23 protein-coding genes are annotated in these 26,031 nt (G+C 61.1%); 5 read left to right on the plus strand and 18 right to left on the minus strand.

What is annotated here, in order from left to right; genetic code table 11:
* Nucleotides 1–458 (minus strand): prephenate dehydrogenase/arogenate dehydrogenase family protein (locus SGJ19_15710; GenBank protein MDZ4781698.1); only part of this gene is annotated, 458 nt, incomplete at its 3' end.
* Between the two features lie 237 nt (nucleotides 459–695).
* On the opposite strand from SGJ19_15710, the gene SGJ19_15715 reads away from it, so the two are divergent.
* A complete protein-coding gene (locus tag SGJ19_15715) occupies nucleotides 696–1,019 on the plus strand; it encodes a DUF6793 family protein (GenBank protein ID MDZ4781699.1) in 324 nt (107 codons plus the stop codon).
* Nucleotides 1,020–1,368: 349 nt separating this feature from the next.
* Here SGJ19_15715 and SGJ19_15720 read toward each other — a convergent pair whose 3' ends face one another.
* The 11 genes from SGJ19_15720 to SGJ19_15770 all read right to left on the minus strand — a co-directional run bounded on the left by SGJ19_15720 (nucleotide 1,369) and on the right by SGJ19_15770 (nucleotide 13,339).
* Nucleotides 1,369–2,826 carry a porin gene (locus SGJ19_15720; GenBank protein MDZ4781700.1) on the minus strand — a complete coding sequence of 486 codons (1,458 nt, stop codon included), beginning with the start codon at nucleotides 2,824–2,826 and terminating at the stop codon, nucleotides 1,369–1,371.
* A gap of 423 nt (nucleotides 2,827–3,249) precedes the next feature.
* Nucleotides 3,250–4,218 carry a calcium/sodium antiporter gene (locus SGJ19_15725; protein ID MDZ4781701.1) on the minus strand — a complete coding sequence of 323 codons (969 nt, stop codon included), beginning with the start codon at nucleotides 4,216–4,218 and terminating at the stop codon, nucleotides 3,250–3,252.
* Nucleotides 4,219–4,262: 44 nt separating this feature from the next.
* On the minus strand, nucleotides 4,263–5,348 hold the full coding sequence (gene ftsY / locus SGJ19_15730) for a signal recognition particle-docking protein FtsY (protein ID MDZ4781702.1): 1,086 nt from the start codon (nucleotides 5,346–5,348) through the stop codon (nucleotides 4,263–4,265).
* A gap of 118 nt (nucleotides 5,349–5,466) precedes the next feature.
* Entirely contained in the window at nucleotides 5,467–5,871 is a 405-nt protein-coding gene (gene nusB, locus SGJ19_15735; protein MDZ4781703.1) for a transcription antitermination factor NusB, read from the minus strand.
* A gap of 80 nt (nucleotides 5,872–5,951) precedes the next feature.
* Entirely contained in the window at nucleotides 5,952–6,443 is a 492-nt protein-coding gene (ribH, locus tag SGJ19_15740) for a 6,7-dimethyl-8-ribityllumazine synthase (GenBank protein ID MDZ4781704.1), read from the minus strand.
* Nucleotides 6,444–6,467: 24 nt separating this feature from the next.
* The gene (locus SGJ19_15745) at nucleotides 6,468–6,860 is read right to left on the minus strand and encodes a PIN domain-containing protein (protein ID MDZ4781705.1); all 393 of its coding nucleotides are present in this window, start codon (nucleotides 6,858–6,860) and stop codon (nucleotides 6,468–6,470) included.
* Nucleotides 6,850–7,092: a hypothetical protein gene (locus SGJ19_15750; GenBank protein MDZ4781706.1), complete on the minus strand. Its 243-nt coding sequence runs from the start codon at nucleotides 7,090–7,092 to the stop codon at nucleotides 6,850–6,852. Before SGJ19_15750 ends, SGJ19_15745 begins: the two co-directional genes overlap by 11 nt.
* Before the next feature lie 16 nt (nucleotides 7,093–7,108).
* Nucleotides 7,109–8,590, minus strand: a complete 1,482-nt coding sequence (rho, locus tag SGJ19_15755) for a transcription termination factor Rho (GenBank protein ID MDZ4781707.1) — start codon at nucleotides 8,588–8,590, stop codon at nucleotides 7,109–7,111.
* A gap of 246 nt (nucleotides 8,591–8,836) precedes the next feature.
* Entirely contained in the window at nucleotides 8,837–9,493 is a 657-nt protein-coding gene (coaE, locus tag SGJ19_15760) for a dephospho-CoA kinase (protein MDZ4781708.1), read from the minus strand.
* A gap of 174 nt (nucleotides 9,494–9,667) precedes the next feature.
* Nucleotides 9,668–12,520, minus strand: a complete 2,853-nt coding sequence (gene polA, locus SGJ19_15765) for a DNA polymerase I (GenBank protein ID MDZ4781709.1) — start codon at nucleotides 12,518–12,520, stop codon at nucleotides 9,668–9,670.
* A 345-nt stretch (nucleotides 12,521–12,865) separates the two neighbouring features.
* On the minus strand, nucleotides 12,866–13,339 hold the full coding sequence (locus SGJ19_15770; GenBank protein ID MDZ4781710.1) for a MarR family transcriptional regulator: 474 nt from the start codon (nucleotides 13,337–13,339) through the stop codon (nucleotides 12,866–12,868).
* Nucleotides 13,340–13,653: 314 nt separating this feature from the next.
* Here SGJ19_15770 and SGJ19_15775 point away from each other — a divergent pair, with 314 nt between their 5' ends.
* Complete coding sequence (locus SGJ19_15775) at nucleotides 13,654–13,938, plus strand: hypothetical protein (GenBank protein ID MDZ4781711.1); 285 nt, start codon at nucleotides 13,654–13,656, stop codon at nucleotides 13,936–13,938.
* Nucleotides 13,935–14,975, plus strand: a complete 1,041-nt coding sequence (locus tag SGJ19_15780) for an alpha/beta fold hydrolase (protein MDZ4781712.1) — start codon at nucleotides 13,935–13,937, stop codon at nucleotides 14,973–14,975. Before SGJ19_15775 ends, SGJ19_15780 begins: the two co-directional genes overlap by 4 nt.
* Nucleotides 14,976–15,218: 243 nt before the next feature.
* Here SGJ19_15780 and SGJ19_15785 read toward each other — a convergent pair whose 3' ends face one another.
* On the minus strand, nucleotides 15,219–17,159 hold the full coding sequence (locus SGJ19_15785) for a M56 family metallopeptidase (protein MDZ4781713.1): 1,941 nt from the start codon (nucleotides 17,157–17,159) through the stop codon (nucleotides 15,219–15,221).
* A gap of 78 nt (nucleotides 17,160–17,237) precedes the next feature.
* Entirely contained in the window at nucleotides 17,238–17,630 is a 393-nt protein-coding gene (locus tag SGJ19_15790) for a BlaI/MecI/CopY family transcriptional regulator (protein MDZ4781714.1), read from the minus strand.
* Between the two features lie 494 nt (nucleotides 17,631–18,124).
* Between SGJ19_15790 and SGJ19_15795 the strand changes: the two genes are divergently transcribed.
* Nucleotides 18,125–19,531 carry a BBP7 family outer membrane beta-barrel protein gene (locus tag SGJ19_15795; GenBank protein ID MDZ4781715.1) on the plus strand — a complete coding sequence of 469 codons (1,407 nt, stop codon included), beginning with the start codon at nucleotides 18,125–18,127 and terminating at the stop codon, nucleotides 19,529–19,531.
* Between the two features lie 161 nt (nucleotides 19,532–19,692).
* Here the strand turns inward: SGJ19_15795 and ribD are convergent, their stop codons facing one another.
* The 4 genes from ribD to SGJ19_15815 form a co-directional block, all read right to left on the minus strand.
* On the minus strand, nucleotides 19,693–20,793 hold the full coding sequence (gene ribD / locus SGJ19_15800; protein ID MDZ4781716.1) for a bifunctional diaminohydroxyphosphoribosylaminopyrimidine deaminase/5-amino-6-(5-phosphoribosylamino)uracil reductase RibD: 1,101 nt from the start codon (nucleotides 20,791–20,793) through the stop codon (nucleotides 19,693–19,695).
* 67 nt (nucleotides 20,794–20,860) lie between these two features.
* Complete coding sequence (locus SGJ19_15805; protein ID MDZ4781717.1) at nucleotides 20,861–22,402, minus strand: hypothetical protein; 1,542 nt, start codon at nucleotides 22,400–22,402, stop codon at nucleotides 20,861–20,863.
* Nucleotides 22,399–24,219 carry a hypothetical protein gene (locus SGJ19_15810; protein MDZ4781718.1) on the minus strand — a complete coding sequence of 607 codons (1,821 nt, stop codon included), beginning with the start codon at nucleotides 24,217–24,219 and terminating at the stop codon, nucleotides 22,399–22,401. The genes SGJ19_15805 and SGJ19_15810 overlap by 4 nt, the downstream gene beginning before the upstream one ends.
* A gap of 211 nt (nucleotides 24,220–24,430) precedes the next feature.
* A complete protein-coding gene (locus SGJ19_15815; GenBank protein MDZ4781719.1) occupies nucleotides 24,431–25,348 on the minus strand; it encodes an ABC transporter ATP-binding protein in 918 nt (305 codons plus the stop codon).
* 48 nt (nucleotides 25,349–25,396) lie between these two features.
* On the opposite strand from SGJ19_15815, the gene SGJ19_15820 reads away from it, so the two are divergent.
* Nucleotides 25,397–25,546, plus strand: a complete 150-nt coding sequence (locus SGJ19_15820; GenBank protein MDZ4781720.1) for a hypothetical protein — start codon at nucleotides 25,397–25,399, stop codon at nucleotides 25,544–25,546.
* Nucleotides 25,547–26,031 lie beyond the last annotated feature (485 nt).

Below are 26,031 nucleotides of genomic sequence, written 5' to 3' on the forward strand. Positions count from 1 at the left end.
CGGCCGACGAAGAGATCCTCACGGGCTTCGCCGGGGCCGCTCTTCTCGCTACCGGCCATGGGATGGCTGCCGACGAAGCGTCCGCCAGTCGGGAGTTTCTTCTCTACCTCAGCGACAATTTGCTGCTTGGTGCTGCCCGCGTCGGTAATCAAGGCCCCGGCCGGTGCATGATTCATTGCAACCAAGGCTTGTGCGGCGATCTGCTCGACGGGCGTGCAGATCACGACCAGATTCGCTCGCGAGACGCCGCGCGCCAGGTCCATGGTCGTGGCGGTGACGGCGCCGACTTTCTTGGCGGCCCGCAGGCTGGTGGTTCGGCGGCCGACGCCCACCACATGGTTTGCGAGTCCGCGTTCCAGCAGGGCTCGGCCGACCGAGCCGCCGATCAAGCCGACGCCGACGATCGCGACGGTGTCCCAGGCGGGTGGCGCCGTCGGCAGCGGGACTGCGCTGGCCAAGTGGGGGTGCTCCAAATGCGGGAAACACGCATTTTAGCAATCTTGCTAGCGGTGGGGAGCCAGTGTTTTCCATCGCGCGCCTGGAACCGTCCGCCACGCGTTGACGAATGCCGCCGAGGCTTTTACCATGCGTTCTGTAGGGAGCATCCGCTCGTCTCTGTGCTTCGTCCCGTGAGCACTCAGGCAGCTTGCCCGAGGATGACTAGTCTGAAAACCAATTTGGGGGGGACCGTAGCGATGCCGCTCTTCGAGGTTGAAACCGAGTCGCACATTATCATTACCTGGGCCCAGGATCAGGACGCCGCCGCCGCCGTCGTGACCGACGCCTACCCCACCGAAAAGGTGCTCCGGCTGATTCGCAGGCCGCGCGACACCTGGGTCATTTCCAAGAGCGCCCTGGGCATCAGCGGCCCGGTGGACGTCTGTCACACGGCCCGCGATTGCCTGTCGAAGGCGCACGGCGACAAGGTCCACGCCATCCGCCTCTACATGCACGAAACCGGCACCGACCTGGAACGCGCCCGCAAGGTGATCGAGTCCAACATGGTGATGGGCTGGTAACTCGCGTTGCCGTCGCGACGTTGGTCTCGCGTGCGGACGTCACGCGGCCAGCTGTGGTCGCGAATGACGAATCTCGAAATCCGAATGTCGAATCAATGGCGAATGCTGGAATGACTGAATGATCTCGGGCGCAGTTTGACTTCTGTGCCGCGGCAGTTCATTTAGACATTCGCCATTCGAGCTTGATTCGTCATTCGGATTTCGTCATTCGACATTCCCCCGTCCGCCTACTGATGCAGTCCAGTAGCGGGATTCCCGCATTGCGCAAAAAAAATCGGCGTCGCCCGAACCTTGCGGTCTGGGCGACGCCGTTGAGGAGTAACGTCTTTGTTGCTGGTTATCGTTCAGCTTAGTACTGGACGATCACGTCGCTCGTCCAGATGAACCGGCTTCCATCCGAAAGATCGTCGTACGGTTGCAGCGTTGTGGGCGAACCGGTTCCGGCCGAGGGCGGCAGGCGGCCGTCCGACCAGTCCCAGCGAGCTTCCGTGCGGAACGTGACGTTCTTGTTGGGGAAGTAGTTCAGGCCGGCCGCGACTTCGTACCAGTTGGCTTCGTTGTCAGCCAGGTTGTCGAAGAAGCGAACGCGAGCCCCGTCGTCATCCCGGAACCATTCGCCACGGAAGCCGACTTTCCAGCAGTCGTTCACCGTGTAGAACAGGTACTGGTTGACGCCATACCACTCAGCGTCCTCAACCGGACCGCCGAACGGATTCTGCGCGGCGTCGTCTTGCCAGCCGATGTCGTTCTGGAAGACGTATTGCCACTTGTCGGTCAGGTTGCGGGTGACCACCAAGGAAGACAAGGAGCGATTGCCGGTGATGCCGGTGATCGCGTTCTCATCGCCCGACGTGCCAGCCCACGCGATGGCGGTCTTGCCGTTCTCGCTCGTCCAGAAGAACCCTGCCAGTCCGCTCAAGTTGTCGTTGTCGTCTTCCCACTTGTCCCAGCCACGATCAATACCGCCGATCACGCTCACCCGGTCGTTGAGCTTGTAGGTCGCCAACGCGCCGGTCTGAGTGAACGGTTCGCCGTATTGGAAGGTGTAAGGCTGAGTGATGAAGAAGTTGCCCGGGGCGGTTACCACTTGGTAGCCGATCGGAGCGTAGTAGTGACCGACTTTGACGCTCAAGTCGTAGTAGCCGAACTCAGCGTACACCTGGGGCATCGCCAGGCCGTACTGTGCGGCCCGACGAATCGGGTCATTCGGTTTGTCTTCGTTCCACTTTTGCGTACCGTCGTTCTCGGTTTCAAGGCCGAGAGCCGTGGTGTAGAAGTAGTCGGTGCCGTACAGCAGGTCCACGCGACCGCCGACGTCGAAGCCGCACTCAGTGTCCAGTGATTTCTGGGCGTACCAGTAAGCCTGGTTGAGTTGGCCTTCGTTGGCGCGATCCTGGAACGTCACCGGGCCGTTGTACCCGTTGCCGGGATTGTCCGGGTTCCAGGTGTAACCGCCGTTGATCCAGCCGGCAATGGTGATGTTGTGCTCGTCGAGCCAACAGCCGGAGAAGACCCGGTAGGGACCTTCTTCCTCGGCTTCAGCGCACTCATCGCATTCCTCGGCTTCTTCCGCGGCGGCGGCTGACTCGTCCTCCGCGTCCATGTCGGCTTCGTCGGCCGGTTCCGGAGCGGCGGGTTCTTCGTCGCTGGGCGAAGCGGCTTCCTCGTCTTGAGCGTACGCGTCATACGTGTATGACGTATACGAGGCCGGCTGCTGCAGCGACTGTGCATTCGATTGCTGCGCGAAGGCCGTCAGGCCTGCTACGCCGAGCGCTACCAAAGCGCCCCCAATCCTCCTGATCCTCATGGCGTCACTCCTTCGTGCAGGTCTTGCAACAAAGATACTGGGTGATGTCGACCCGGACAGTCGTGCCAGGACCGCGTCGGGTTGTCCGTGACTGCTTTGAACCGTCGGGGCCACGGGGAGAATCGTCGCCTCAACGGATTGCTTCTCCCCTTTTCTCGGTGTGCCGGGTTTACTTAGTTCAAGCGGACGTCCCCGCATGGCACTGCCTACGCCACAAGCAGAGCTTCGCTGTGCGGCAGAGTTTACCCAGACAGAGGGGTCTAACTCGCGATTGCGAGAGAATGCGCAAAGTTTACGGCTGCGCGTTAGCGAAATGCCACTTGAGTCGTGAGATTTCAGGGACAACGAGCCCGAATGGACGCCGACTCGACCACGAATTCGTTGGTGTATTCGAAGACTGACACGAATCAGCGCTCCGTCGCCCTAGTGGGCGACGATCGCCGAATAAAGCTGCCAGCCCAGAAAGGCGAGCATTCCGGCCACCAGAAACAGGCCCTCGTTCCGGCTCACTACCATGCCGCGTAACATAATTGGAACCAAGGCGACGGCGAAGGCGATCATCACCGGCAGGTCGATGTAGAGCGAGCGAGCTTCGACAGGCACCGGATGAATTACGGCCACAAGAGCCAAGATCAACAAAAGATTAAAGATATTCGACCCGATGACGTTCCCGACAACGATGTCCGCGTCCCCACGCCGGGCGGCGACTACGGAGGTGGCAAGTTCCGGCAACGAGGTGCCCAGAGCCACGATCGTGAGCCCGATGATCAACTCGCTAACGCCGATCAGCCTGGCCATTTCCACCGCGGCGTAAACCATGAGTTGCGCCCCGGCGACGAGTCCCGCCAGGCCTAGGACGATCAGCAGCAGGCTCTTCCTGTTCCCGGTTGTAACCTCGGCCGCCCCCTCAATTTCGCGCCGGACGCTCCTCGATTCCTGCCGCGCTGCTCGATACGAGTATCCGGTGAACAACACGAACCCGGCTAGCATGAACAGCCCGTCTTGTCGGCTGATGACGCCATCCCAGGCCAGGGCGAGCACGAGAATCGAAACCGCGATGACGATGGGCAATTCCGCCCGCAACAATCGCATTTGAACATGCAATGGGCAAAGGACTGCCGCCAGTCCGAGAATCAGCCCGATATTCGCAATATTGCTCCCCACCAGGTCGCCAAACGCCAATTCGGTCTGACCTTTGAGCGCCGCGGATACATCCAGCGACAACTCCGGACAGGAAGTGCCGAAAGCGACAAGCGTCAAACCAATGACCAATTGGCTGATTCCCATCCGCGTGGCGATGCTCACTGCGCCGAGCAGCGTTGCCTCGGCGCCGTAGTAAAGCACGACAGCCCCCGCGACGAAGACGCCGATCAAGAACGAGACTGTCAGCATAGAACGCCTCCGTCGCAGGCAGTTTTCCGGTGTTACTACGCGATTCAGTCAATCGGCGCGAAGAGCGCGTCGACAAAGGCGCCGGGATCGAACAGGGCCAAATCGGCTGCTTTTTCGCCCACGCCGATGTATTTCACCGGAATGCCCATCTGCTGGCGAATGGCGACAACAACGCCACCCTTGGCGGTCCCGTCGAGTTTGGCGAGCACGATGCCCGAGCACTTCACGGCCTCGGCAAAGTGCTTGGCCTGGCTGATCCCGTTCTGGCCCGTGGTTGCGTCCAGGACGAGCAGGACCTCGTGCGGGGCATCGGGAATCTGCTTGCTGATCGAGGTTTGAATCTTGGTCAGCTCGCGCATCAGGTTCTGCTGCGTTTGCAGGCGTCCCGCGGTGTCGACGATGCAGACGTCGATCCCGTCGGCCAGCGCTGTCTCCACCGCCTTGTAGGCGACGCTGGCTGGGTCGCGCCCCTGTTCGCCTTTGACGATCCGTGCGCCGAGGCGATCGGCCCAGATGCCGAGTTGTTCGACAGCCGCGGCGCGGAACGTGTCACCGGCGCCGAGGACCACCGTTTTACCCTGCGACCGAAACATCTGGGTAAGCTTGGCGATCGACGTTGTCTTTCCGGCTCCGTTGACGCCGGCGACCATAATCACGGTCGGGCCGGACGGAGCGAACCGGATTGGCTCCTCGGGCTGAGCCATCAGCGACTTGAGCTTTGCCTTCACTGTTTCCAGGACGTCCGACATCTCGACGACGCGCCCGCGGAAATCCTTGCGGACCTGCTCAACGGTCTCTTGCGCCGCGTTGACCCCCATGTCGGTTTTGATCAGCGCTTCGAGTAATTCATCGAGAAACGCGTCGTCGACGAGCCGCCCTTCGCTCTTGAACAGGTCGCGAACGTCCGTCTTGAGCAGCTGCGCCGTCTTGCGCAGGCCATCCTTGAACTTCGCGAATAGGCCCTTCGGCGCCTCTTCCTTCACCTCAGCGGGCTGCACCGCTGGAGTTTCGATCTTGGCGGCGGCAACCGGCTCCGCTACAGGCTCAGCAGGAGGCGCAACCAGAGGCGGCGCCTTCGCTTCGGCTGGTTCATCCTTGGTCCCACGACGAAAGCGATCGAGTATGCCCATGGATAGTTTGAAGTTTTCAGTGTTCAGTTTTCAGTGGGGCCAGACACGAGGTTTGATGGAAGTCTGGCGTGTTCAAAATGACTGAAAACTGAACACTTCAAACTTCAAACTCCCCTCACTACTTTCCATGCCCAGCAAGGAAGCGATCCAGGATTCCATTCACGAATTGCGCCGAATGCTTGCTGCCGAAGCGCTTGGCCAGTTCCACGGCCTCGTTGATGGCCACGCGGTCGGGCGTGTCGGCGAAGAGGATTTCGTAGGCCCCCAGCCGCAGGACGTTGCGGTCGGTGGCCGCCATGCGGGCCAGGGTCCAGTTCTCGGCGGTCTTGCCCAGCAGTTCGTCCAACTCGCTCCGGTTGCGGCGAACACCCGAGACCAGCGAGCGCGCGAGCTCCACTAACTCCGGCGCTTTGAGTCGCCGAACCAAGAAAGCGTCGGTGTCCGCTGGATTATGGCCCGGGTTCAAGTCGTCCTGAAACAATACCTGCAGGGCGACTTCCCGAGCACGACTGCGACGTGACATGAACGCCGATCAAACGCACGAATGAATTGGCCAACGGGGCCACAGCCCGCCGATCCCCACCGACATTATAGCAGCGACGATTACGATCGCGGGGGGGCGGCGCGATGGGCAAGTTGGTCGAGCAACTGGGCCATGCGGAGCGCCGCTTCGGCGCATTCCACCCCTTTATTGCCGACATTTCCGCCGGCCCGGTGGATCGCCTGCTCCAAATTGTTGCAGGTCAGCACGCCAAAAATGACCGGCACGCCGGTTTCCAGGCTCAACTCGCTGATCGCCAGGCTGACGGCCCGGTTAATATGCTCGTCGTGGGTCGTTTCACCGCGGATCACCGCCCCCAGGCAAAGTGCGGCGCGATATCGCCCACTGCGGACCAGGGCCGCGGCGGCGACGGGAATTTCGAACGCCCCCGGCACCCAGGCGACGTCCACCAGGTCATCCGACACGCCGTGCGTTGCGAGGGTTTCAAGTGCGCCGCTCAGGAGGCGCGAGGTAATCGACTCGTTATAGCGCGCGACGACGATCGCATAGCGACCGGGAACAGCGGCGAGTTGTCCTTCGAAGGTGTGGGGCATGTTCTCAACTCGCCGAACGACTTGCTACCAATGCACGACCGAAAGTCGTGCAATCCACAAATGGTGCCGATCCACCGAAGCCAGTTTCAGACCACGTGCAAAACATGAAGCCGCTATCCAGAGATCATTCTCCGGGATCCGCTTGCCAATGCATTGCAAATCCAACTTCAACTCCGCATAGGCAATTGCCGCCGCGGAATCCAATTCAATGACAACACAATCTGTTACCAAACTATTTAGTCGGGCCAACTCCGCAGCGGGATACGCCGAGTTTATGGCACCGAAGTGAAGTTCGGCAATGCTCACAACAGACAGTTCAAGTCGAGGAAACTGCCGTATCCACGAATGCGCGGCGGCATTGCCTTCCAACAACTCAATTGCCACCGACGAATCGAGCATAATGGCATCAAGCATCATCGTCTTCAATTTGTTCAAAGGCCATTTCAATGTCAGCGCGCATCTTTTCCGCCACTTCCGCTGACATCGGGGGATGTTTCGCCAATGCCGCCAAGACCGCCTGAGGCGAACCACGCTTTGGCGTAGCAACTGGCGTAACGACGACTTCAGTGCCCTCCGGCAAGGCGCACGAATCGCCCGAAAGCACGACGGTGTGCCCATGCACGACACCACGAATCTCCGCGGATGACATAGTGATTCTCCTCCCCTTACGTCTTCATATTCATACTCATCAAAAACTCCGCGTTGCTCTTCGTCTTCGCCAGGCGCGTCGTCAGCAGTTCCATCGCGTCCGCCGGGCTCATGTCGTTCAGCACGCGGCGGAGAATGCAGATGCGGCGATATTCGTCTGGGTCGAGGAGCATTTCCTCGCGCCGGGTGCCGGAGCGGTTGATGTCGATCGCCGGCCAGATGCGTTTGTCGACCAACTTGCGATCCAGCACGATTTCCAGGTTGCCCGTCCCCTTGAACTCCTCGAAGATCACTTCGTCCATCCGGCTGCCGGTATCGACGAGCGCCGTCGCTAGGATCGTCAACGAGCCTCCCTCTTCCACGCGCCGCGCGGCGCCGAAGAAGCGCTTCGGCTTCTGCAACGCGTTGGCGTCGACGCCGCCGGAGAGAATCTTGCCGGAGTTCGGGCATTCCGAGTTAAACGCCCGGGCGAGCCGCGTGATCGAGTCGAGGAAAATCACCACGTCGTGGCCGTATTCGACCATCCGTTTGGCCTTTTCGCTGACCATCTCCGCGACTTGGATGTGCCGCGCCGCAGGCTCGTCGAACGTGGAGCTGATCACTTCGCAATTCGCGCACTTCACATTGCGCTCCATGTCGGTGACCTCTTCCGGGCGTTCGTCGATCAGAAGCATAATCACGTAGCATTCGGGGTGATTACGCAGCACGCTCTTGGCCATTTTCTGCAACAGAATCGTCTTGCCGGCCCGCGGCGGGCTGACGATCAGTCCGCGCTGACCGAAACCGATCGGCACGATCATGTCGACCACTCGCATGCTGACTTCGTCCGCCTCGGCTTCGAGGACAATGCGTTTGTCCGGATGGATCGGCGTCAGGTCATCGAAGAAAATCCGCTCCGAAACGACGTTGGGGTCCTGGTAGTTGATGGCCTCGACGCGTAAGAGCGCAAAGTAGCGTTCGTTTTCCTTAGGCGGACGGATCTGTCCGGACACCGTGGTGCCGGTCCGCAGACCGAAGCGGCGAATCTGGCTTGGCGAGACGTAGATGTCATCCGGGCAGGAAAGATAGTGATAGTCCGGGCTGCGGAGGAAGCCGAAACCGTCCGGCAGGACTTCCAGCGTCCCTTCGCCGAACATCAGCCCGTTGAGCTTCACCCGCTCTTTGAGGATCTTGAAGATCAGATCCTGCTTCTTGATGCCCGTGTAGTCATTGAGATTTTCGGTGCGCGCCAGTTCGATCAACTGCGGCATGCCCATCCGCTGCAGCTCGGCGATGTGAATATCGCCCTGCTTAACCTGCTCGTAGGGGGCGTCGGTTTCCCGATCGTAGCCCTCTTCGGCGAGCTCTTCGGCGAGCGACAGCGGCTCATGCTCGTCGTCATACGGATTGTGCTCGCGGTCTCCTGCCTGCGACGAGGAGGCCGGCGGTGCACCATTCTGACGGCGCCCACGCGTCAACTTGTTGGCGGATTTAGCCTCGGTGCTCTTCATGTCCGACATGACTGCGCAAGCTCCTCTAGGGGCGTTCTGTGCAAGCGCAAGTTAAGCGCTCACGGGCGGGGTGTGCGTGTTAAATAGCTGCGTGGGTTGGGTATGGAAAGGCGACGCCTTGTGGGGGCGCGATGCGCAGTGCTGGCGACGTTTGCCGGAGAGGCGTCGCTGGCTGGGATGAGGCGCAAAACCTATCGTCGCCGTGGCCCAACCGGCGCTGGGGCGCAGGGCCAAGACGACTGTGACATGCGGAAACTACTCGCTGAAAGGCGACTCGGGAGGGATTTCACTGCCAGGCGGAGAACTGACCAAGAATCGCCAGAAACGCTCCACCTGTGATTGAGTATACTCCGCTGTAGCGGAGTTATCTATCACTTGGTCGGCAAATCCGCGCTTGGTCTCCAACGATTCTTGCGCTGCCTCGCGCGCGCGAAACTCGGGCTCCGTCCAGCCCCGTGCCAACGCCCGCGCCAAGCGGACCTCGTCCGGAGCTTCGACAAACAAGACAAAATCGCAAACTCTGTTCCAACCGGCCCGAAGCATCACCGCCGCGTCCAGAACCGCGATGGTCGCGCCGGACTCAGCCCAAGCTTCGGCCTGGGATTCCAACCGATCCGCGATGCGCGGATGCGTCAGACGCTCCAGGAATGCCAGATTCTCTTTGTGTTCGGGTTGTGGGCCAAATACTTGGTCGGCCAGCGCCTGGCGATCGACTTCGTCCGTATCATCCAACACGGCGTCGCCAAACTGGTTTCGTAACGCGTCCTTAATCTCCGGCTCATGCAGCGTCTCATGCCCGGCGCGGTCGGCGTCCAAAACGCCGGCGCCCAAGGCGCGAAACTGCTCGGCGACGAGGCTTTTTCCGCTCGCCACGCCCCCCAACAGCCCAATGATACGCAACGAGCCCAGCAAAGGCTCACTCCTCCGCAGTAAGTTTTTCGCAGAAAATCGTAAACTCTTGCGCGTTCTTCTGTAGCTGAGGAGTGCCAGAACAGTCGCATTGAAGAACGTGGATGCCGTAAACATCCTGGTTCTCACTTCTCTCTCCTCTCGCTTCCCTCCGCGTCTCCGCGGTGAAAAACGGAATCAAATCGCCGCTTCCACCGCCGCCCAGTTGGCGCCAATTTTCACGTCGATCTTCACCGGCACCGACAGCGCAATTCCGGACGCCATCTCCTCGGAGACGAGTTTGGCCAATACGCCAAGCTCTGCTTCAGGAGCCTCGAATACCAGTTCGTCGTGGATTTGTAGCAACATCCGGGCCGCGAGCCGTTCCGATTTCATCCGGCGGTAGATGGCGACCATCGCGCGCTTGATCAAATCGGCGGCGGAGCCCTGGATGACCGTATTGATCGCAGTCCGTTCCGGTAGATTGCGTTGCCGGCCGGCGTCGGAACGTACGCCTTGGATGGCGCGCCGACGTCCCAGGATCGTTTTAACATAGCCTGTCGCCCGGCATTCCGCCAGCGTTTGCGCCATAAACGATTCCACGCCAGGATACCGGGCAAAGTACTCATCAATGAACTTGGCCGCCGCCACCTGGTCGATGCCCAATTGTTTGGCAAGCCCGAAGGGACTTTGCCCATAGACGATGCCGAAATTCACCGCCTTGGCGGCTCGCCGCATTTCTTTGGTCACCTCTCCGAGGGAGACGCCATACACCTGGCTGGCGACCAGCGTGTGAATGTCCTCGTCTTGGGCGAACGCCGCGCAGAGCGTTTCGTCGCGGGAAAAATGGGCCAACACGCGCAGCTCGATTTGCGAATAATCGGCGGCGAGCAATTTCCAACCAGGCTCGCCGGGCAGAAACGCCGCACGGATTTCGCGCCCGGTTTCAGTGCGAATGGGAATGTTTTGCAGGTTGGGGTCGCTGGAACTGAGTCGTCCCGTCGCGGCGACCGCCTGATGAAAGCCAGCGTGGACACGTCCCGTGCGCGGATTGACCAGCGCCGGCAACGCATCAACGTAGGTGCCTTTGAGCTTGGCGAATTGCCGGTATTCCAGGATCTTCGCCGGCAACGGATGTTGTGCCGCTAGTTCTTCCAAAACTTCCGCGTCGGTACTGGGGCCCGTCTTAGTTTTTTTCAAGACCGGCAGCCCTTGCTCTACGAACAGCACTTGCTGCAATTGCTTGGGCGAGGCGATGTTGAACTCATGCCCCGCGAGCTCGTAAACTTCCCGCTCTAACTCCACGATCCGCACGCCATACTTTTCGCTGAGTCCTTGCAGATGGGCGACATCGACCTTGATGCCGTTCGATTCCAGTTCCGCCAACACCTCAATCAATGGCACTTCGAGCGTGTCGAATAGTTCCATCAAGTTCGCATCCAGAAGCTGCTGCTCCAAGATCGGCCACAAGCGCAACGGCACGTCGGCGTCTTCCGCCGCGTATTGCCCGACGGCCGCGACCGGCGCTTCGTCCATCCGTTTTTGATTCTTGCCCGAGCCGATCAACTCCGTGATCTTGATATTCGTGTGATGGAGATAGCGCTCGGCGAGTTCGTCGAGGTTGTGAATGCGTTCGCCGGCGTCGAGTAAGTAACTCGCCACCATCGTATCTGCGGCCACGCCGCGCAGCTCCGCGCCGGCGGTGCGCAGCGCGACGATGTCGTACTTGAGATTCTGCCCCAGCTTCTTGATCGCGTCGTTTTCCAACACCGGTCGCAAGGTTTCGAGCGCGACGCTCGGCTCGATCACGCGGTCACCCGCCGGCCCGCGCACCGGCACGTAGAAGGCCTTGCCTGGCTCCCAGGCGAATGAAAAGCCCACGAGGTCCGCGTGCGCCGGATTGACGTGCGTCGTTTCGGTGTCGAACGACAGCAGCGTCTGCTGCGACATCGCGGCGACGAGTTCCTGCAACGCTGGCAGCGTATCGACGACCTGGTACTGAGTATTCCAGTCAGAACTCTGCGGCACGGCCGGTGCATCCGCCACGTCGAGGGGAACTTCCTGGCCCAACTTGGTGGCCAAGGCTTTCACCTGCTCGCCGAAGCGATGAAAGCCGAACTCGCCGAATAACTTCAACAAGTTTGCCGGCATGAATCCGCCGGCACGTCCGGCGTCCCAGTCGATGTCGAGCGGCATATGTTGATCGAGCCGTGCGAGTTGCTGGCTGAGAAACGCCTGGTCGCGATGGTCGGCTAGTGTTTGCTTGCGTTTCGCCGCGGTGATTTCCTCCAAATGCTCGTAGACGCCTTCCAACGTGTTGTATTTGTTGAGCAGTTCGCACGCCGCCTTGGGGCCGATCTGCGGAACGCCGGGCACGTTGTCGACCGAGTCGCCGACCATGGCCTGAAAGTCGACGACCTGATCCGGCCGCACGCCCCAATCGGCCTGCAACTCCGCCTCGCCGTACACCTGATCCTTGCGCACGTTGAGCACCTTCACGCGCTCGGTGATCAATTGCCGGCAATCCTTGTCGCCGGTCACGAGATAGCCCTCCCAACCGCGCTCATCGGTCAGTCGGGCGAGCGTCGCCAGAATGTCGTCCGCCTCGAAGCCGGGCGATTCCAGAATCGGAATGTGCAGCGCCTCGACGACGCGGCGAATCTTCGGAAACTGCGGCACCAACTCATCCGGCATCTCGCTGCGCTGCCCCTTGTACTGCTCATACATCAAATGCCGAAACGTCGGCCCCGACATATCAAACGCGCAAAACAAATACGTCGGCTGCTTCTTTTCGAGCAAGAACAACAGATCGCGCGTAAACCCATATACGGCATTGACCGGCTCCCCGGCGGGGCTGGTCATCTCCGGAATGGCATGAAACACCTGAAAGATCAGGCTATTGGCGTCAATGACGTAGACGGAGGGAGTGGTCAGGGGGACTTCCGCGATCACGACTGGTGCGGCGACCGTCGTCGTGATCGTGACGCGCTCCGCAGGTGCCGCGTCGTCGGGGGCATCGAACAGGGAACCTTGGCGATTGCTCTTCGACATAGAATCCGATCCGCGGTGCGACAGGCAGTAAGGCAAGGGTGAATGCCCACCATCATTGCCTGCCACCAGCAACCTGCCAATGCACCGCCTTCTGTAGCCGAGGTCTGTGACCTAGGGGGCGCTGGTCGTGGCGATCTGGAACCACGAAAGGCACGAAAAACACGAACAGGAGCTCGGTACAAGAGAAACGCGCGTTGTCAGTCAACCACCGCGCCAGAACCGTTCGTGTCTTTCCGGCTTTTCGTGGTTAAAGAATCTGCATTGGATCGGCGCATTCGAAGGTGCAACGTCCTCTCCGGCCGGCCTCACAGAGACCGGCTTCAGAAGAGGAACTTCGGACGCTTTTTACGTTGGCGAGGCCGCCGGTTTGGGACGGGAGCAGACGTCCGAGCCCGTAATCCCCACGCGCATCATGGCCAGCAGGCCGCGTAGTTCGCCAAGTTGCTCCGCCGACATTTCCGCAGTCGCCCGCGCGCGAATTCTCTGCGCGCAGGCCACCATTTGTTCCCAGACCGGGCGAACTTGTTCCGTGGGGCGGATCAGGTTTTTGCGGCGGTCGGTGTCGCTTTGCACGCGGTGAATCCAGCCGTCGCGTTCCATGCGGTCGAGCACGCCGACCAGCGTCGGGGCCTCGATGCCCATGCGATCGGCCAGTTCCGTTTGGGAGACGTCTCCCTCGTGCGAGAGCCAGACCAGCACTTCCCATTGGCGAAACGTAATCCCGCAGGCGGCGAGCTCGGTGTTCATTGCCCGGGCCATCTCATGCGCCGTGGCGAACACCCAGTACGCAACGCTATTCTCGAAATCGTATTGCAGCACGCCGTTCCACCTCCCCTTGGTAAATGCCCCGCGGCCGTGCGGACGCATTCTAAGGCTGGCGGCGCGCCATCGCAAGAAAATGAGCGGCGCGATTTCGCGCGACAGCGCTAAGCCCAGGGGAGGCTAGCAACGACTTGGAAGGTTGCGTGGACTATGGCGGCCTGCCCTGGGGTTCGGCAGCGCCGTGGCGCGCGACCCAGGGGAGGCCTCCCGAGACGGTTCTGTTTTCGATGTCTTTGAGGGCCTCCCCTGGGCTTATTGCTTCCCGCGCGTGGCAGCTATAATGCGAACGTGCATTAACGGCGAGTACATCCATGGATCATGAATCCGAAGGCGGTCAGTTCACCACGCGCGGGATCTTCGCGTTGGTGACGGGCTGCGCGGTGGTGGCCGCGATCTTGCGGTTTACAACTACGTCAGTCTCGTCGTTCGTCGCCGGCTTCGCCGTGGGGCTAATGTTCGCCGTGATCTTTGTCGTCGCCGGCACGGCCTACGACGCCGTCGAACGCCGCGCCCACGTGCGCTGGGCCCGCGCGCGGGAAAACGAACCGCTCGATGGAAAAGCTCTCGGCGCCGACGCCGCGGCGCACTCGGCATGAGCGGCAATGGAACCTTCCCTCGGTTTCGTCCGCATCCGCTCGCGCCGGGCGGCGATTTGCAAACCATCGCCGCCGTCTATTTGCCGCAAGGCGGGCACGTGTATCGGGCGAAGCAGCATCGCCTGACGCTCGAGGACGGCGATCAACTCGTGTTGCACGATGATTGTCCGCCTCATTGGAGCGCCGGCGATCGCGCTGCGCTGTTGATGCACGGTCTCGCCGGCTGCTATCAAAGCGGTTACATGGTTCGCATCGCGGCGAAGCTCACGGTGCGCGGCGTGCGCGTCTTTCGTTTAGATTTGCGCGGTTGCGGCGCCGGCTTCGGACTCGCCCGTTGGCCGTATCACAGCGGGCGGACTGAAGACGCGGTGGCCGCACTTCAGTTCATTGAGCAATTTTGTCCCGGCTCGCCCGTGTCGATGATCGGCTTTTCGTTGTCCGGCAATATCGCGCTCAAACTCTGCGGCGAACTCGGCGAAGTGTCCTGTGCAGGTTTGAGCGATTGCCTGGCGATTTGCCCGCCGATTGATTTGCGCGCCTGCTCGGCGCGGCTCGGGGCGCGGCGCAATCGGCTGTACGACCGCCATTTCGTGCGCATGTTGCTCCGGCAACTGCACGAAAAGCACCGCCAGATTGCCGACGCGCCCGGCGCGGATTATGCGCATCGCCCACGCACGCTGTTCGAGTTTGACGACACGTTCACCGCGCCAATCTGCGGGTTCGGCGACGCCGAGAACTATTACCACACGGCGAGCTCTGCGCTGGGCTTGAAAAACATCCGACTGCCAACGCGCATCATTGCTGCGGCCGACGACCCGATGATTCCGAGTGAAGTCTTTCGCACCACCGCCGCGTCTTCCAGCGTCGACATCCGCATCGCGGAAGGCGGCGGCCACCTCGGCTTCCTCGCCCGCCGCGGCGACGATCCGGACACGCGATGGATCGACTGGCGCGTCGTCGATTGGATCAACGAAGTGACAACCCTCACACCAACCCGAAGGGCCAGCGATGGGGAGAGGACGCCGTCTACCGTTTGACCGCGCGCTGAAACGAAGCGAGCCGCGGAGAAAACCCCCGCGGCTCGAACTTTGTGTCGCTGCATTGTGGTGGCGGACTACTGCTCTCTCAAAGCCAACAGTTCAGGTCATCAATACGCCTGGGTGGCTGGGGTCGAATGTACTCATTCGCCCCCAGGACTAGCGGGCTGGGGGCGAGCGAGTACGCTCGACCCCAGCCACCCTCGCTTTCAAGCAGCCCGAAAATCAGGCTTTGACATTGCACTACTCTCTTGGCGGTTCCGGCAAGGTTCTCGCGGGCCGTGCGCTGGCTGGATCCACCGGCCGTAGTTTTTCTTCCGCAGACGCGGCAAACGGATCCATCTCGGGATGCTTGACCGAACCGCCTTTCTGAGTGGCTTGAACGGGATGTCCCGGCGCGTATCTTGTCGCCGGTTCTTCCGCGGTCGGCAGCGCCAAGTCATCGAAGCCGGGCTTGGTCGTCGGCCCATAGAACTCGACGTTCATCGTGCGCGTCGACGCCGTGGCGAGCGGATTCGCCTTGCCACGCGTCCGCAGCAGTCCGATGAAATGGCCGACGATTTTTTGCGTCTCTTCGTCCGCGGTGACGATGAGGCGAGATACCGTCTGCGGCCCTTCATTCGGCGAAGGTGACGGCGTTTGCGTCACTTGTACATTGGCTTGCACCACGTCACCTAACGTTCCGTTCAAGAATTGCGAGAACGGTTCGGCGAGCTCGGCCGGCAGGCGATACGTGGCCCGCGTCAAATGCACAACTTCTTCCGCCGCTGTTTCGGCAGCGTCGCTGGCCGTCCAGTAGTAGTTGGCTGTGGCGCTGGGCACACCCGTTGGTACGGGCATCGCCGCGGGCGGCCGGTAACCGGCATGCGGGTCCAGCGGTGGCGCCGGCACCGCAAACGGATCGGTGGGCGCGTTAACCGCCGGTTCAGGCTGTGGCGGCAAAAGAGCTGCAGCGGCGCTCGGCGCACGAGGCGGTTCGCCAGGGATCGACGGCGCCGGCAATGCTGCCGGCGCGCCGGTGGCTGGCAGTCCAGGGACCGCCGGCTCCGCGGTGACGATCGGAGGGTTGGACGGCGCCGGCGGCGAGTTCTGTGCTGGAGTAAATCCCGGCAACACCACCAACGCCAACAGTCCCACGCCGGTTACCGCGCCCAGCGACAATCGCGACGCGATCTTCTCTCGCATGATCATGGTTAGTCTCCGTTCGAAGGCTCTTCTCGTTTGCGAACCGATGCCCAACGCGGGCCCCGGCGTGATTCCCTTGGCTAACAATTCACACACTTCCACCAACGCTTGGGCATACGCCTTGCGCGCGGCCGGCAACAATTGCGTCACCCGCGCATCGCAGGCTTGCTCCGCCGCGTCGTGCAACATGGCGCGGACGTACCAGAACAGCGGATGCCACCACCAGAACACGGTCGCCGCCAGCTCGAACCGCGCGACCCAATGATCGCGCCGCGCCAAGTGCGCGAGCTCATGGGCGATGATCGTGCGGCGCGATTCCGCCGAAAACCCGGCCAACATGGCTTCCGGCCAGAGCAGTTGCACGCGTCCCAGCACCCACACCAGCGGCGTGCAACGCACGCCCAGCACGCAGACGTCCGGCGCGCTGATGCGAAATTCCTGCGCTACCGCGGCGACTTCGTCTACCAGCCAATCCGGCGCAAAGTTCGTCGTGGCGAGCAACGCTTGGAACCGCCGCCAGCGATAAAACTGATAGACCGCCATTCCGGCAATGGCCGCCAGCCAAGTTCGCCACAGGAATCGATTCCAATCGTTCCACGTCAGCAATTCAGTCCACGCAACCGGAGCATAGGCTGCATGATTATGGGCGTGTTCCGGCGGCAGAACCTGCGTGACGCCGTTCAAGACAACGAACGACTCGGGCGCACCTGGCAAGGGCAGTCCTTCGTGGACGGTCGTGTTATCAGGATGCGACGAAGGTCGCCAAGTGATTTCATCCGAAGAAGTTAGGTCGGGTGCCATCGACGACCAGATCGCGTTCCAACCGCTGGGCGAGGCAAAGCTCCACACAGGCAAGGGTGGCGCGACAAGCTTGGCCAGCACGACCAGCCACAAAGCATGTCGCAGCGCCGGCTGCGCCGGACGCCAATGGCAAATCAACAACGCCACGAGGGCCAGGATCGCCGCCGAAACCGTATTGTGCAGGAGCCAGTAAGCCATGTCGCCAGTACCGTCAAAAAGTAGGAACGCGGAACGATGAACGGCAGAGAACTCCCTGCATTCGTCATTCGAGGTTCATCATTTCCCTTTCCCCTTTTCCAACTCGTCAATCAGATCGCGGAATTGCTTCAACTCGGATTTCGAGAATCGCTTGCCTTGCACGAGCGCCAACACGAGCGGCGCCGAGGCGCCTTCGCAGAGCTCGCCCGCCAGATCGTTCAAACGATCGGCCAACAAATCGTCGCGCGAGACCGTCGGCCGATACACATGCGCCACGTCGCGCTTGTCGCTGGTGACGACCCCCTTCGCGCAGAGCCGATTGAGCAGCGTTTGCACGGTGGTGTAGGCCCACTGCCGGCCGCGCGCCCCGAGGCGATCGTTTAACTCGCGGACCGTGCCTGGCCCTTCGTCCCAGAGCGCCTTGAGCACTTCGAGCTCCGTTCCAGAAATGCTCGGCCCCTTGTCGGCCATATTCGTTCCTCCGTGTCGATCCGCGTCGAAGCGATCTCCTACATCGTGTCGGAGGGCGATTCTACTACGCCACGTAGTAGGCAGTCAAGAGTGGATTTTCGCTTCTTCAGAAACGGCCGCTCCGGCAGAAACCGGGGCGGCCCGCGAAACACGCGAAACACACGAAAGTTGTTGCTTAAATGGCGTTTCTGACTGAGCTGACAGGCGAATTCATTCCGTTTCGTTGAGCGAACGCCAGTGCGCAACCTTCCTGAAGTCCTGGCTCAAAAAACGCATCCCTCCTTTTTTCGTGTGTTTCGCGGGCCCCAATCCGGCCACACGCCTAGTCTCTCGGCGGGAATTCCGCGGCTGGCAATTTGGGCTGAGTTTGCCGGTCGTGCTCAATTGTCTTGAATTGCCGGTTCAATCGGTCGAAACGATAGTCATGACCCCGTCGGCACAGCCGGCATTTGCGGAACATTCAGACAACTTCCCGCGATAAGCACAGGTGAACCATGCGATTCCTTCCGACCACAACGCTGGCGGCGTTGGGGCTGGCCTTCACGGTTCCGGCCGTAACTGCTTCCGCTGCAAATCCGGCCGATGACGGCGTCGTCATGGCTAGCGATGCTCCGGACGCCTCCTACGGCCAGGACTACGCCCAGCCGACCGGCTATTCCACGCCGGTCCTGCCGATGGGCGCTGGCCCCGGACCGATCCACCCGTACTCCGCGGATGCGATGGATTGCTACGGCTGTCCGCCCAGTGGCAACGCCTTCGCCGAGGGCTGGCACGCGCCTCCGCAATGCAGTCGGGCGTGGGTCAACTTCGAATATCTCTATTGGCAGCCCAAGGGGATCAACGTCCCCGCGCTGGTCACCACCAGTCCGGTCCGCACGGCGCAAACGGTGGCCGGCGAATTAGGTCAACCGACCACGAGCGTGCTTTACGGCGACGGTGAAATCAACGACGACTACCGCGCTGGCGGACGGTTGCAGGGCGGGTTCTGGCTCGCCCCGGATGAAATGGCCGGCATCGAAGGACATGTCTTCTCGTTCGACGACGAGCAATCCGTGTTCACCGCCAACGGCTCGTTCAGCAATGGCGGCGCCGGGCCGATCCTGGCTCGACCGTTCTTCAACGTGGACAGTGCCCTGCAAGACACCTTGCTGCTGGCCTATCCGGACTTCGTCACGGGCAACCAGACCATCGACCTGGACGGCAGTGTCGACGTACGCAGCGAATCGGAGATTCAATCGGCGGGCGTCTTGTTCCGTCGGATTAGCTGGATGGACGTGCTCGATTCGAGCGGCGTGTCCTTCGTCCGCATCTACGGGTTGATTGGATACCGCTACTTCAATCTCGATGAGCAGCTCTCGATCGACAGCACAATCCGCCCCATCGGCGGCTCGTTCGGCAACAACAGCAGCGTGCGCTCCTCGGACCTGTTCGACACGGAGAATGAATTCCACGGCGGCGAATTGGGCATCGATACCCAAATCAACCGCGGTTCGTTCTTCTTGAAGATCTTAACCAAGGCCGCATTGGGCAACACGCATCAGACCGTGAATATCGCCGGTTCGACCGTCAGCTCTGACGGCGTGAACTCGACGACTTTCGCGGGCGGTTTGCTGGCCCAGCCGACTAACATCGGCGAGATCACCAGCGACCACTTCTCGGTGCTGCCGGAAGGCAACATCACGGTCGGCTGCCAGTTGACCCGCAACGTGGCGGTCACCGGCGGCTACAGCTTTCTGTACTTGAGCAACGTTGTGCGACCGGGAGATCAGATCGACTTCTCGGTCAATCCGACGCAGTTCGACGGCGGCGTGTTGATCGGCGAGGCCCGACCCACGGCCTCGATCAATCACGACGACTTTTGGATGCACGGCTTCAACGCCGGCGTCGAAGTCACCTGGTAGCTCCGCCAGCTCCAGCCTGTGCAGCCAGCCGCGGTCCTTCGCCGGATACCGCGGCTGGCTTCGTTTTGGGGGAGTTTGAAGTTTTCGATGTTCAGTTTTCAGTGAAGACCGTGTTTCAAAATACTGGAAACTGAACACTGAAAACTTCAAACTCCCTAAATTTATCGCAATCGCCCGGAAACATAGACGTCTCCATCCAGCACTTGAATGTGAGCGTCACGGAACGAATGCGCCGCCGACATATTGGGAATTCCGACGCCTGCGATTGCCGACGGCGCCGCTTCACCGCCCACCAGCTTCGGTGCGATGAAGGCGTGCACTTCGTTGATCAGATCGTAGTGAAACGCCTCGCCCAGCAACTTTGCCCCGCCTTCGATCAGCACGTTCGTCCAGCGCCGCCGCCCCATTTCTGCGAGCAACGAATCCAGCCGTTCAAAGTGCGAGTCTCCTTGGCAAAAAAGCACCTCGCAGCCGTGTGAGCGTAGCAGGTCGCGCCGCTCCGACGGCGCCGATTCGCTGACCGCGATCAATACCGGCCAATCGCGTGCGGTATGCACCAGTTGCGACGAGGTCGCGATTTGCGCTAAGGAATCCAGCACGACGCGTGTTGCGCGGCGCGGGCCTTCCGGACGGGCCGTGAGCAGCGGGTCGTCATGTTCCACCGTGCCGCGGCCGACGAGGATCGCGTCCATCCGGCCGCGCAGCTCATGCACGATGGCCCGCGAACATTCGTTCGAAATCCAGCGACTGTCGCCCGCTTCCGTGGCGATCTTCCCGTCCAGCGTCATGGCCCACTTGGCGATCACCCAAGGCCGCGCAGTGCTGAGCAACCACAAATAGGGCTCATTCAACGCTTCGGCCTCGGCTTCCAGCACGCCCGATACGACTTCCACGCCGGCCGCTTGTAGCTGTGCGAATCCACCGCCATCGACCGCGGGGAAAGGATCGCGCATCGCGGCGACGACGCGGCGCACGCCGGATTTTAAGATGGCATCCGTGCAGGGCGGCGTCTTACCTTGATGGCAACACGGCTCGAGCGTGACGTAAAGTGTCGCGCCGCGGGCGCGTTCCCTGGCAAGTGCGAGCGCCTCGATCTCGGCATGTGGTCCGCCGTAGCGACGGTGCCAACCTTCGCCGAGCAATTCCGCGCCGCGCGCCACAATGCAGCCGACCATGGGATTCGGCTCGACGGCGCCTTGGCCTCGCCTGGCAAGTTCCAACGCCCGCGCCATGTGCCAGCGATCGAGGGCGAGCTGATCCATGGTGGGAACGGCCTGAGTTCGATTTCCAAATCGTGCGGCAGCGTTGTCAATTGGATCGCGACCGGACTTAATCCTCCATGAAGCGATCGAGCAGCTGAGTGTAAAGCGGATCTTGCGGCAGTTCCTCGTTGAGCTTGTCCAGGACTCCAGACTGATAGCGCCGAATCATTTGCGCCACTTCGTCGCCGACCGTGCCGTCTTCGGCCATTTTAGGATGGGCCGCGAACGCCGTCTTCCATTGCGCCAACGAGCCGGCGTAGTATTCCTTGGCCTGCTCCAAGTTGCCTTGCTCGACCGCCTGATCGGCGGCGTACGCGAGGCGGCGGGCTTCGATCGTGTCGTCCCGGATTTCCAATCGGCCGCGTTCACGCCAGTAATCGAAATTGATGACGCCGCGGAAATACTCGATCCCCATGATTTCTCGCTGCAATGCCGCGATCTTCTCGCCGACTTTCTTGCCTTCCGCGAGTTTATCCGCCGGCAGCCGTGGCGGGATTTCGTCGTAGTTCACAAAGATTTCGCTGATGGCGCTGGCCGCCAGTTGATACTGCTCCTGCGTCTTTTCTTCGTCGGGCGTTTTCAAGGCCTCTTGGCTTTCCTGCGAGAGCTTCAACAACTTTTCGTCCACAAGCTCCTGCCTGAGCCCCGGCTTCAAGGCGTCGAGCTCCGCCACAAGTTCGTTGAACACGACCATCCGCGGTTCCCAATCGTTGAGTCGAACGTTGAGATCCACTTCCGAGACCAACGGGCGGTTGCCGTACTCGGTCCATTCGCGGCTGCCGTCTTCCCAGGCGCCCTTTGCGGCCGGGCCGAAGGCGCCGTCGACTTCGAGGGCCTCGGCGTAGTTGTGTTGCGCCATGGGGGCGCTGGAGAAGTATTGGAAATCGGCCATGCCGATCAGATCGGCCGTGCCCTGGTCGATCATGTCGGCGCCGGCGACGTACCAGGCCTTGCCCATGAGCCAGTTGTCGCGCCGCCCGCGGTGAACGCCGCGGGCCTTGTCATCCGGGATGTTGGCGTCGAGAAAATCGAACAAATCGTCATTGCGATCGGCAAACAGCTTGCGGAATTCGCGGTGCTCGTCGGCGCGGCCGAGCTTCTGGCCGGTAAACCAACCCATGTCCCAGATCATCCGCGCTTCGCGCCGATTCTTGGTCGTCCCTTCATGCAGGAACTGGATGCCTTCCTTCACGCAGCGATAACGCTGCTTGAAATCGTCCCATTCGGCCGAGATGTTGTACGACAGATTCCAGGCCTGGTGGCGCCAGACGCCCGTGAAGTGCGGTTGCAGCTTGGACAGCTCTTCCAGCGTGACGCGCTGATCGTCCCACTGTTTGCGCTTCTCTTGCTCCTGCTTGCGGTGATAAAGCATGGTGATCGCCGGTGCGCGGAGGCCGAACATCACCAGCTTGACGCTTTCCGCCGTGGGATCGATCTCGCCCAGGCTGGCCTCGCTGATGTCGTTGTCCTTGCGCAACTCCGCCAGCACGCCGCCGCCGCTGCCGTCCGACTTCTTGGCCGGCATCCCGATCAGCGAGAGCGGCACCAACAAGAGCACGATCAGGCCCAGGTAGGTGACTTTGCGAAAAAACGCGGCACGAGGATTCATTTCGCCAACTCACGCAATTTCAGGAAGAAGTAGCCGGCGACGGCAATCGGCACGAAGTACGCCACGGCGGCCGTCAACTGCATCAGCATCGCGTCGCCGCCGATGTCGTAGCCGTTGGCCACCGCGCCGACATTATAGAACTGGGAAAAATCCGGCAGGATGTACGAGACCACGCGCAGAAATCTGTTCGCCACGTGATCGGCGCTCTTCACCACTTCCGTGCTGACCGTGGCGTCCAGTTGCTGCGTCAGGTTTTCCTGCTTGGCGATGCGAATCATCGACTCGAACACGCCGCCGCCAAGGTTCTGCCCCGTGGCGATGTTGACCAGCATGTCCGTGAAGAAGCCCAGCACCAGACACCCGATGGTGGACAACAGCGACACGGCCGTATTAACGATCGTGCTCCACATCACGCCCACGGTGGTGGCGAGCACCATTTGGAACCAGATGCCCAGGCAGCCCTTGGCGTAGTTCCAAAGAAACGGCTGCTCGCCCGCCAGCAGGTACACGTCGTTGCGGCCCACGCCGAAATACTGCGCTGGCTCTTCGCAGGAGAGTTCCACGACAATTTGCCCGTCCCGAACGATGTCGCGGAACAGCTCCATCTCCTTGCCGTCGGCAGTGGTCCACTTGCGCGGAATATACTTGCGATCGGAGACGAATTCCTTCGCCGTGAAGAATTGCTCTTCCGCCTTGGCTTCCAGATTGCCGGGACGGTGGACTTGCAGGCTGCCGAGAATGCCGCGGGTGATATCGCCCTTATAGCTGCGGAACACGCCGAGGTTCAGCTCGATCGGTACTCCCAGCGGATATTGATCTTCCGGGAACAATTCGGGGCGCAGCCCGCTGAAGGTGTAGATCGCCTTGGCCTGCGTGGCGCCTTCGATGAACTTGCGGTATTCCCATTCATCGCCGACGTTGACGCCGCCCCCTTCGCCGCCTTCGCGGGTCGTGAATTTCAAATCACCGATGATCGGCACACGTGCCTGAAACACGCCGAGCGGGCCAGTAACGGCGTAGGTCGCCGGAGCGTCTCCCTCGCCCGGCAGTAACGTGATTTCGTGGTAGTGACCGCGCTCGACCGAGGTGGCGCCGTGGCCTTCCTTGTCCAGCGAAAAATAGTGTGAATGGCCGCTGTCGTCGCGAATCGTGCCTTCGTAGCCGATCACGGCGCCGTCACGTTGATCGGTCAACGTGGTCACGGCCGTCGGATCGATCGAATGTCCGTGGGTCACGGCGCGGACGGCGAAGACATAGCCGATCAGCGAAGCCACGACCAGCAGCGTCGTGCCGACGGTCGAAAAGCCAATGATCCGCCCCAGGATGATCTCACTCGCGCGCACCGGCTTGGTGACGATGGTATAGATGGTCCGCTGGGCGATATCGGTCGGCAAACTGAAAGCGCTTAAGAAGCAACACACGGCGATCACCAGCACCGCGGTGATGAACATCAGATAGTCGATGTAGGCGGTGACGGCGCGATCGCGCATGAACCAGGAGAGAAACATCACCGCCACGACGAACACGGCTAGCGCCACCAGCACCCAACGGCTGAGCGATTCTTGGATGGCCAGCCGCGCCAATGCGCCGACGCGTCGCGGTGAGATGCGGAACAGGTCGCCGGCGGCGTCGCGTAGCACGCCATACATCACGCGCTCGGTCCGCCACGGACCGTTCAGAATCGTGCCGATCAGGAACGAAGCGGCGACCACGACCAAGGCCAGGATGCCGACGACCATCACCCATTGCAGCGAAGCGCTGCCGATCCAGTCGAAGTACCGTAGCGGCGTGTTTTCAATCACGTAAGACAGCAACATGACGTTATCGCGAATTCATCTTGAGTTCGAATAGAAAGGGGATGCTCATCGGGGCCGTCGGGCTAAGCGCCCTCACGGCAGCTGCTCCACTAGCCCGACGCGCAAGCGAGGGGGAGCGGACGCGGAAACAAATGACACGTCTCACTCAAATCAATCGTCAACTCCCCCTCGCTTGCGCGTCGGGCTAGTGTGGTTCTCTTGATGCTTGTACTTAGTTGCGAATCCGTTTGCCGGGACGCGCCTCGCTGTCGCGGACGATTTCCAGGAACAGGTCTTCCAGCGTGCTGCTGGGATGCCCGATCGAAATCGTCTCGGCGTGATGGCGACGGATGACGTCCTGGATTTCCTGCTTGGCCGCTTCGCTCAATCCCTTGGCCTGGATCTCGGTCACGTCCTGCTGCATCAGCAAGTCGTCGACGCGGCCCAATTCTTTGAGCTCGCCTTGATGCAGAATGGCGATACGGTCGCAGACGTCCTGTACGTCGGCCAGCAAGTGGCTGCACATCACGACCGTCTTGCCCTGTTCCTTGAGCCGGATGATCAGCTCTTTCATTTCTCGCGTGCCGATCGGGTCGAGGCCGCTGGTCGGCTCGTCGAGCAGGATTAGTTCTGGATCGTTGATCAGCGCCTGGGCGAGGCCGATGCGGCGCGTCATACCTTTGGAGTATTCGCGCAATTGGCGCTTTTTTGCCCAATTCAATTTGACCATATCGATCAACTCCGCCGTCCGTTGCCGGCGGGTTTCCTTCGACATGTTGAACAGCCGCCCGTAGAAATCGAGCGTTTCTTCGGCGTTCAAGAAGCGATACAGATACGACTCCTCGGGCAGGTAGCCGAGGCGTTCGTTCTTGGTCACATCCGTGGCTTCCTTGCCGAAGATCAACGCTTGACCGCTGGTGGGGAACAAGAGTCCGAGCAGCAGCTTGAGCGTCGTCGACTTGCCTGAGCCGTTCGGCCCGAGCAGTCCAAAGATCTCGCCGCGGCGGACTTCCAGGTCCAATGCGTTCAAGGCCCGCACTTTTTGGCGGCCCCAGAAATCGCGATAGACCTTGGTCAGGTTGCGGGTCTCGATGACCACGTCGGTCTGCTGGGCCGGTTCAACAACCGGAGCGGTGACCACAGCCCCCATAGGGAAGGCTCCCTCTCAGGAAATATGACTAGACGGATGGAATCAGCAATGAAGTGGACCCGGCTCAAGCGGAGAACGGCTCATCCGGCGCGAACGGCGGACAAGGAACAACTGCCGGACTCGGCGATGGAGCAGCGCCCGCGCCAAGGCAACACGTGCCCGGAAATCGGCGCAACTCTCGAAAAGACCGGCAGCTAATCTAGTCCTACGACGCCGCGTCGCACGAGGTTCGAAATCTCCCTGCGAAGCCCGGCTTGCCCCCGGGACTCACCACAACCGGCCAAGGAAGGTCTTACTATAAGTGGGCGCGTGGGGAGTGACAAGCCAACGGCGCATCGCGCCAGGGCGGAATAGCACTCGCCTGTGGGAGGCGTCTCCGACGCCGATGCGAACGACGTGAGCACCGCGCTACCGGATTTTCTCGTACAAAACGCCAAATTCAGCGGCGTCGGAGACGCCTCCCACAGTCGTTCTAGCGGCTTACGCGAAGCAACCGATTCGCGCTGCCGCAAATCTCCCCTACGTCGAAAAATCCAGACTTTTCGGTCTAGAACGCCAGTTACGCGTCTCAGGGCGGATTTGAGGCGCGAGGGGATTTTCGTGTCCGCAGATTCTTTGGGAAGTGATGCCACGCTCGACCCGGCGGGTCGTGACTAATGGTCTCAGGACAGCCGCCGCCCTGA

The sequence above is a fragment of the Planctomycetia bacterium genome, from assembly GCA_034440135.1.
Taxonomy (GTDB): domain Bacteria; phylum Planctomycetota; class Planctomycetia; order Pirellulales; family JALHLM01; genus JALHLM01.

Coding starts and splice junctions, on each gene's coding strand:
- SGJ19_15715 (MDZ4781699.1), top strand. CDS start 696: ATGCCGCTCTTCGAGGTTGAAACCGAGTCGCACATTATCATTACCTGG.
- SGJ19_15720 (MDZ4781700.1), bottom strand. CDS start 2,826: ATGAGGATCAGGAGGATTGGGGGCGCTTTGGTAGCGCTCGGCGTAGCA.
- SGJ19_15725 (MDZ4781701.1), bottom strand. CDS start 4,218: ATGCTGACAGTCTCGTTCTTGATCGGCGTCTTCGTCGCGGGGGCTGTC.
- ftsY (MDZ4781702.1), bottom strand. CDS start 5,348: ATGGGCATACTCGATCGCTTTCGTCGTGGGACCAAGGATGAACCAGCC.
- nusB (MDZ4781703.1), bottom strand. CDS start 5,871: ATGTCACGTCGCAGTCGTGCTCGGGAAGTCGCCCTGCAGGTATTGTTT.
- ribH (MDZ4781704.1), bottom strand. CDS start 6,443: ATGCCCCACACCTTCGAAGGACAACTCGCCGCTGTTCCCGGTCGCTAT.
- SGJ19_15745 (MDZ4781705.1), bottom strand. CDS start 6,860: ATGATGCTTGATGCCATTATGCTCGATTCGTCGGTGGCAATTGAGTTG.
- SGJ19_15750 (MDZ4781706.1), bottom strand. CDS start 7,092: ATGTCATCCGCGGAGATTCGTGGTGTCGTGCATGGGCACACCGTCGTG.
- rho (MDZ4781707.1), bottom strand. CDS start 8,590: ATGTCGGACATGAAGAGCACCGAGGCTAAATCCGCCAACAAGTTGACG.
- polA (MDZ4781709.1), bottom strand. CDS start 12,520: ATGTCGAAGAGCAATCGCCAAGGTTCCCTGTTCGATGCCCCCGACGAC.
- SGJ19_15775 (MDZ4781711.1), top strand. CDS start 13,654: ATGGATCATGAATCCGAAGGCGGTCAGTTCACCACGCGCGGGATCTTC.
- SGJ19_15780 (MDZ4781712.1), top strand. CDS start 13,935: ATGAGCGGCAATGGAACCTTCCCTCGGTTTCGTCCGCATCCGCTCGCG.
- SGJ19_15785 (MDZ4781713.1), bottom strand. CDS start 17,159: ATGGCTTACTGGCTCCTGCACAATACGGTTTCGGCGGCGATCCTGGCC.
- SGJ19_15790 (MDZ4781714.1), bottom strand. CDS start 17,630: ATGGCCGACAAGGGGCCGAGCATTTCTGGAACGGAGCTCGAAGTGCTC.
- SGJ19_15795 (MDZ4781715.1), top strand. CDS start 18,125: ATGCGATTCCTTCCGACCACAACGCTGGCGGCGTTGGGGCTGGCCTTC.
- ribD (MDZ4781716.1), bottom strand. CDS start 20,793: ATGGATCAGCTCGCCCTCGATCGCTGGCACATGGCGCGGGCGTTGGAA.
- SGJ19_15805 (MDZ4781717.1), bottom strand. CDS start 22,402: ATGAATCCTCGTGCCGCGTTTTTTCGCAAAGTCACCTACCTGGGCCTG.
- SGJ19_15810 (MDZ4781718.1), bottom strand. CDS start 24,219: ATGTTGCTGTCTTACGTGATTGAAAACACGCCGCTACGGTACTTCGAC.
- SGJ19_15815 (MDZ4781719.1), bottom strand. CDS start 25,348: ATGGGGGCTGTGGTCACCGCTCCGGTTGTTGAACCGGCCCAGCAGACC.
- SGJ19_15820 (MDZ4781720.1), top strand. CDS start 25,397: ATGAAGTGGACCCGGCTCAAGCGGAGAACGGCTCATCCGGCGCGAACG.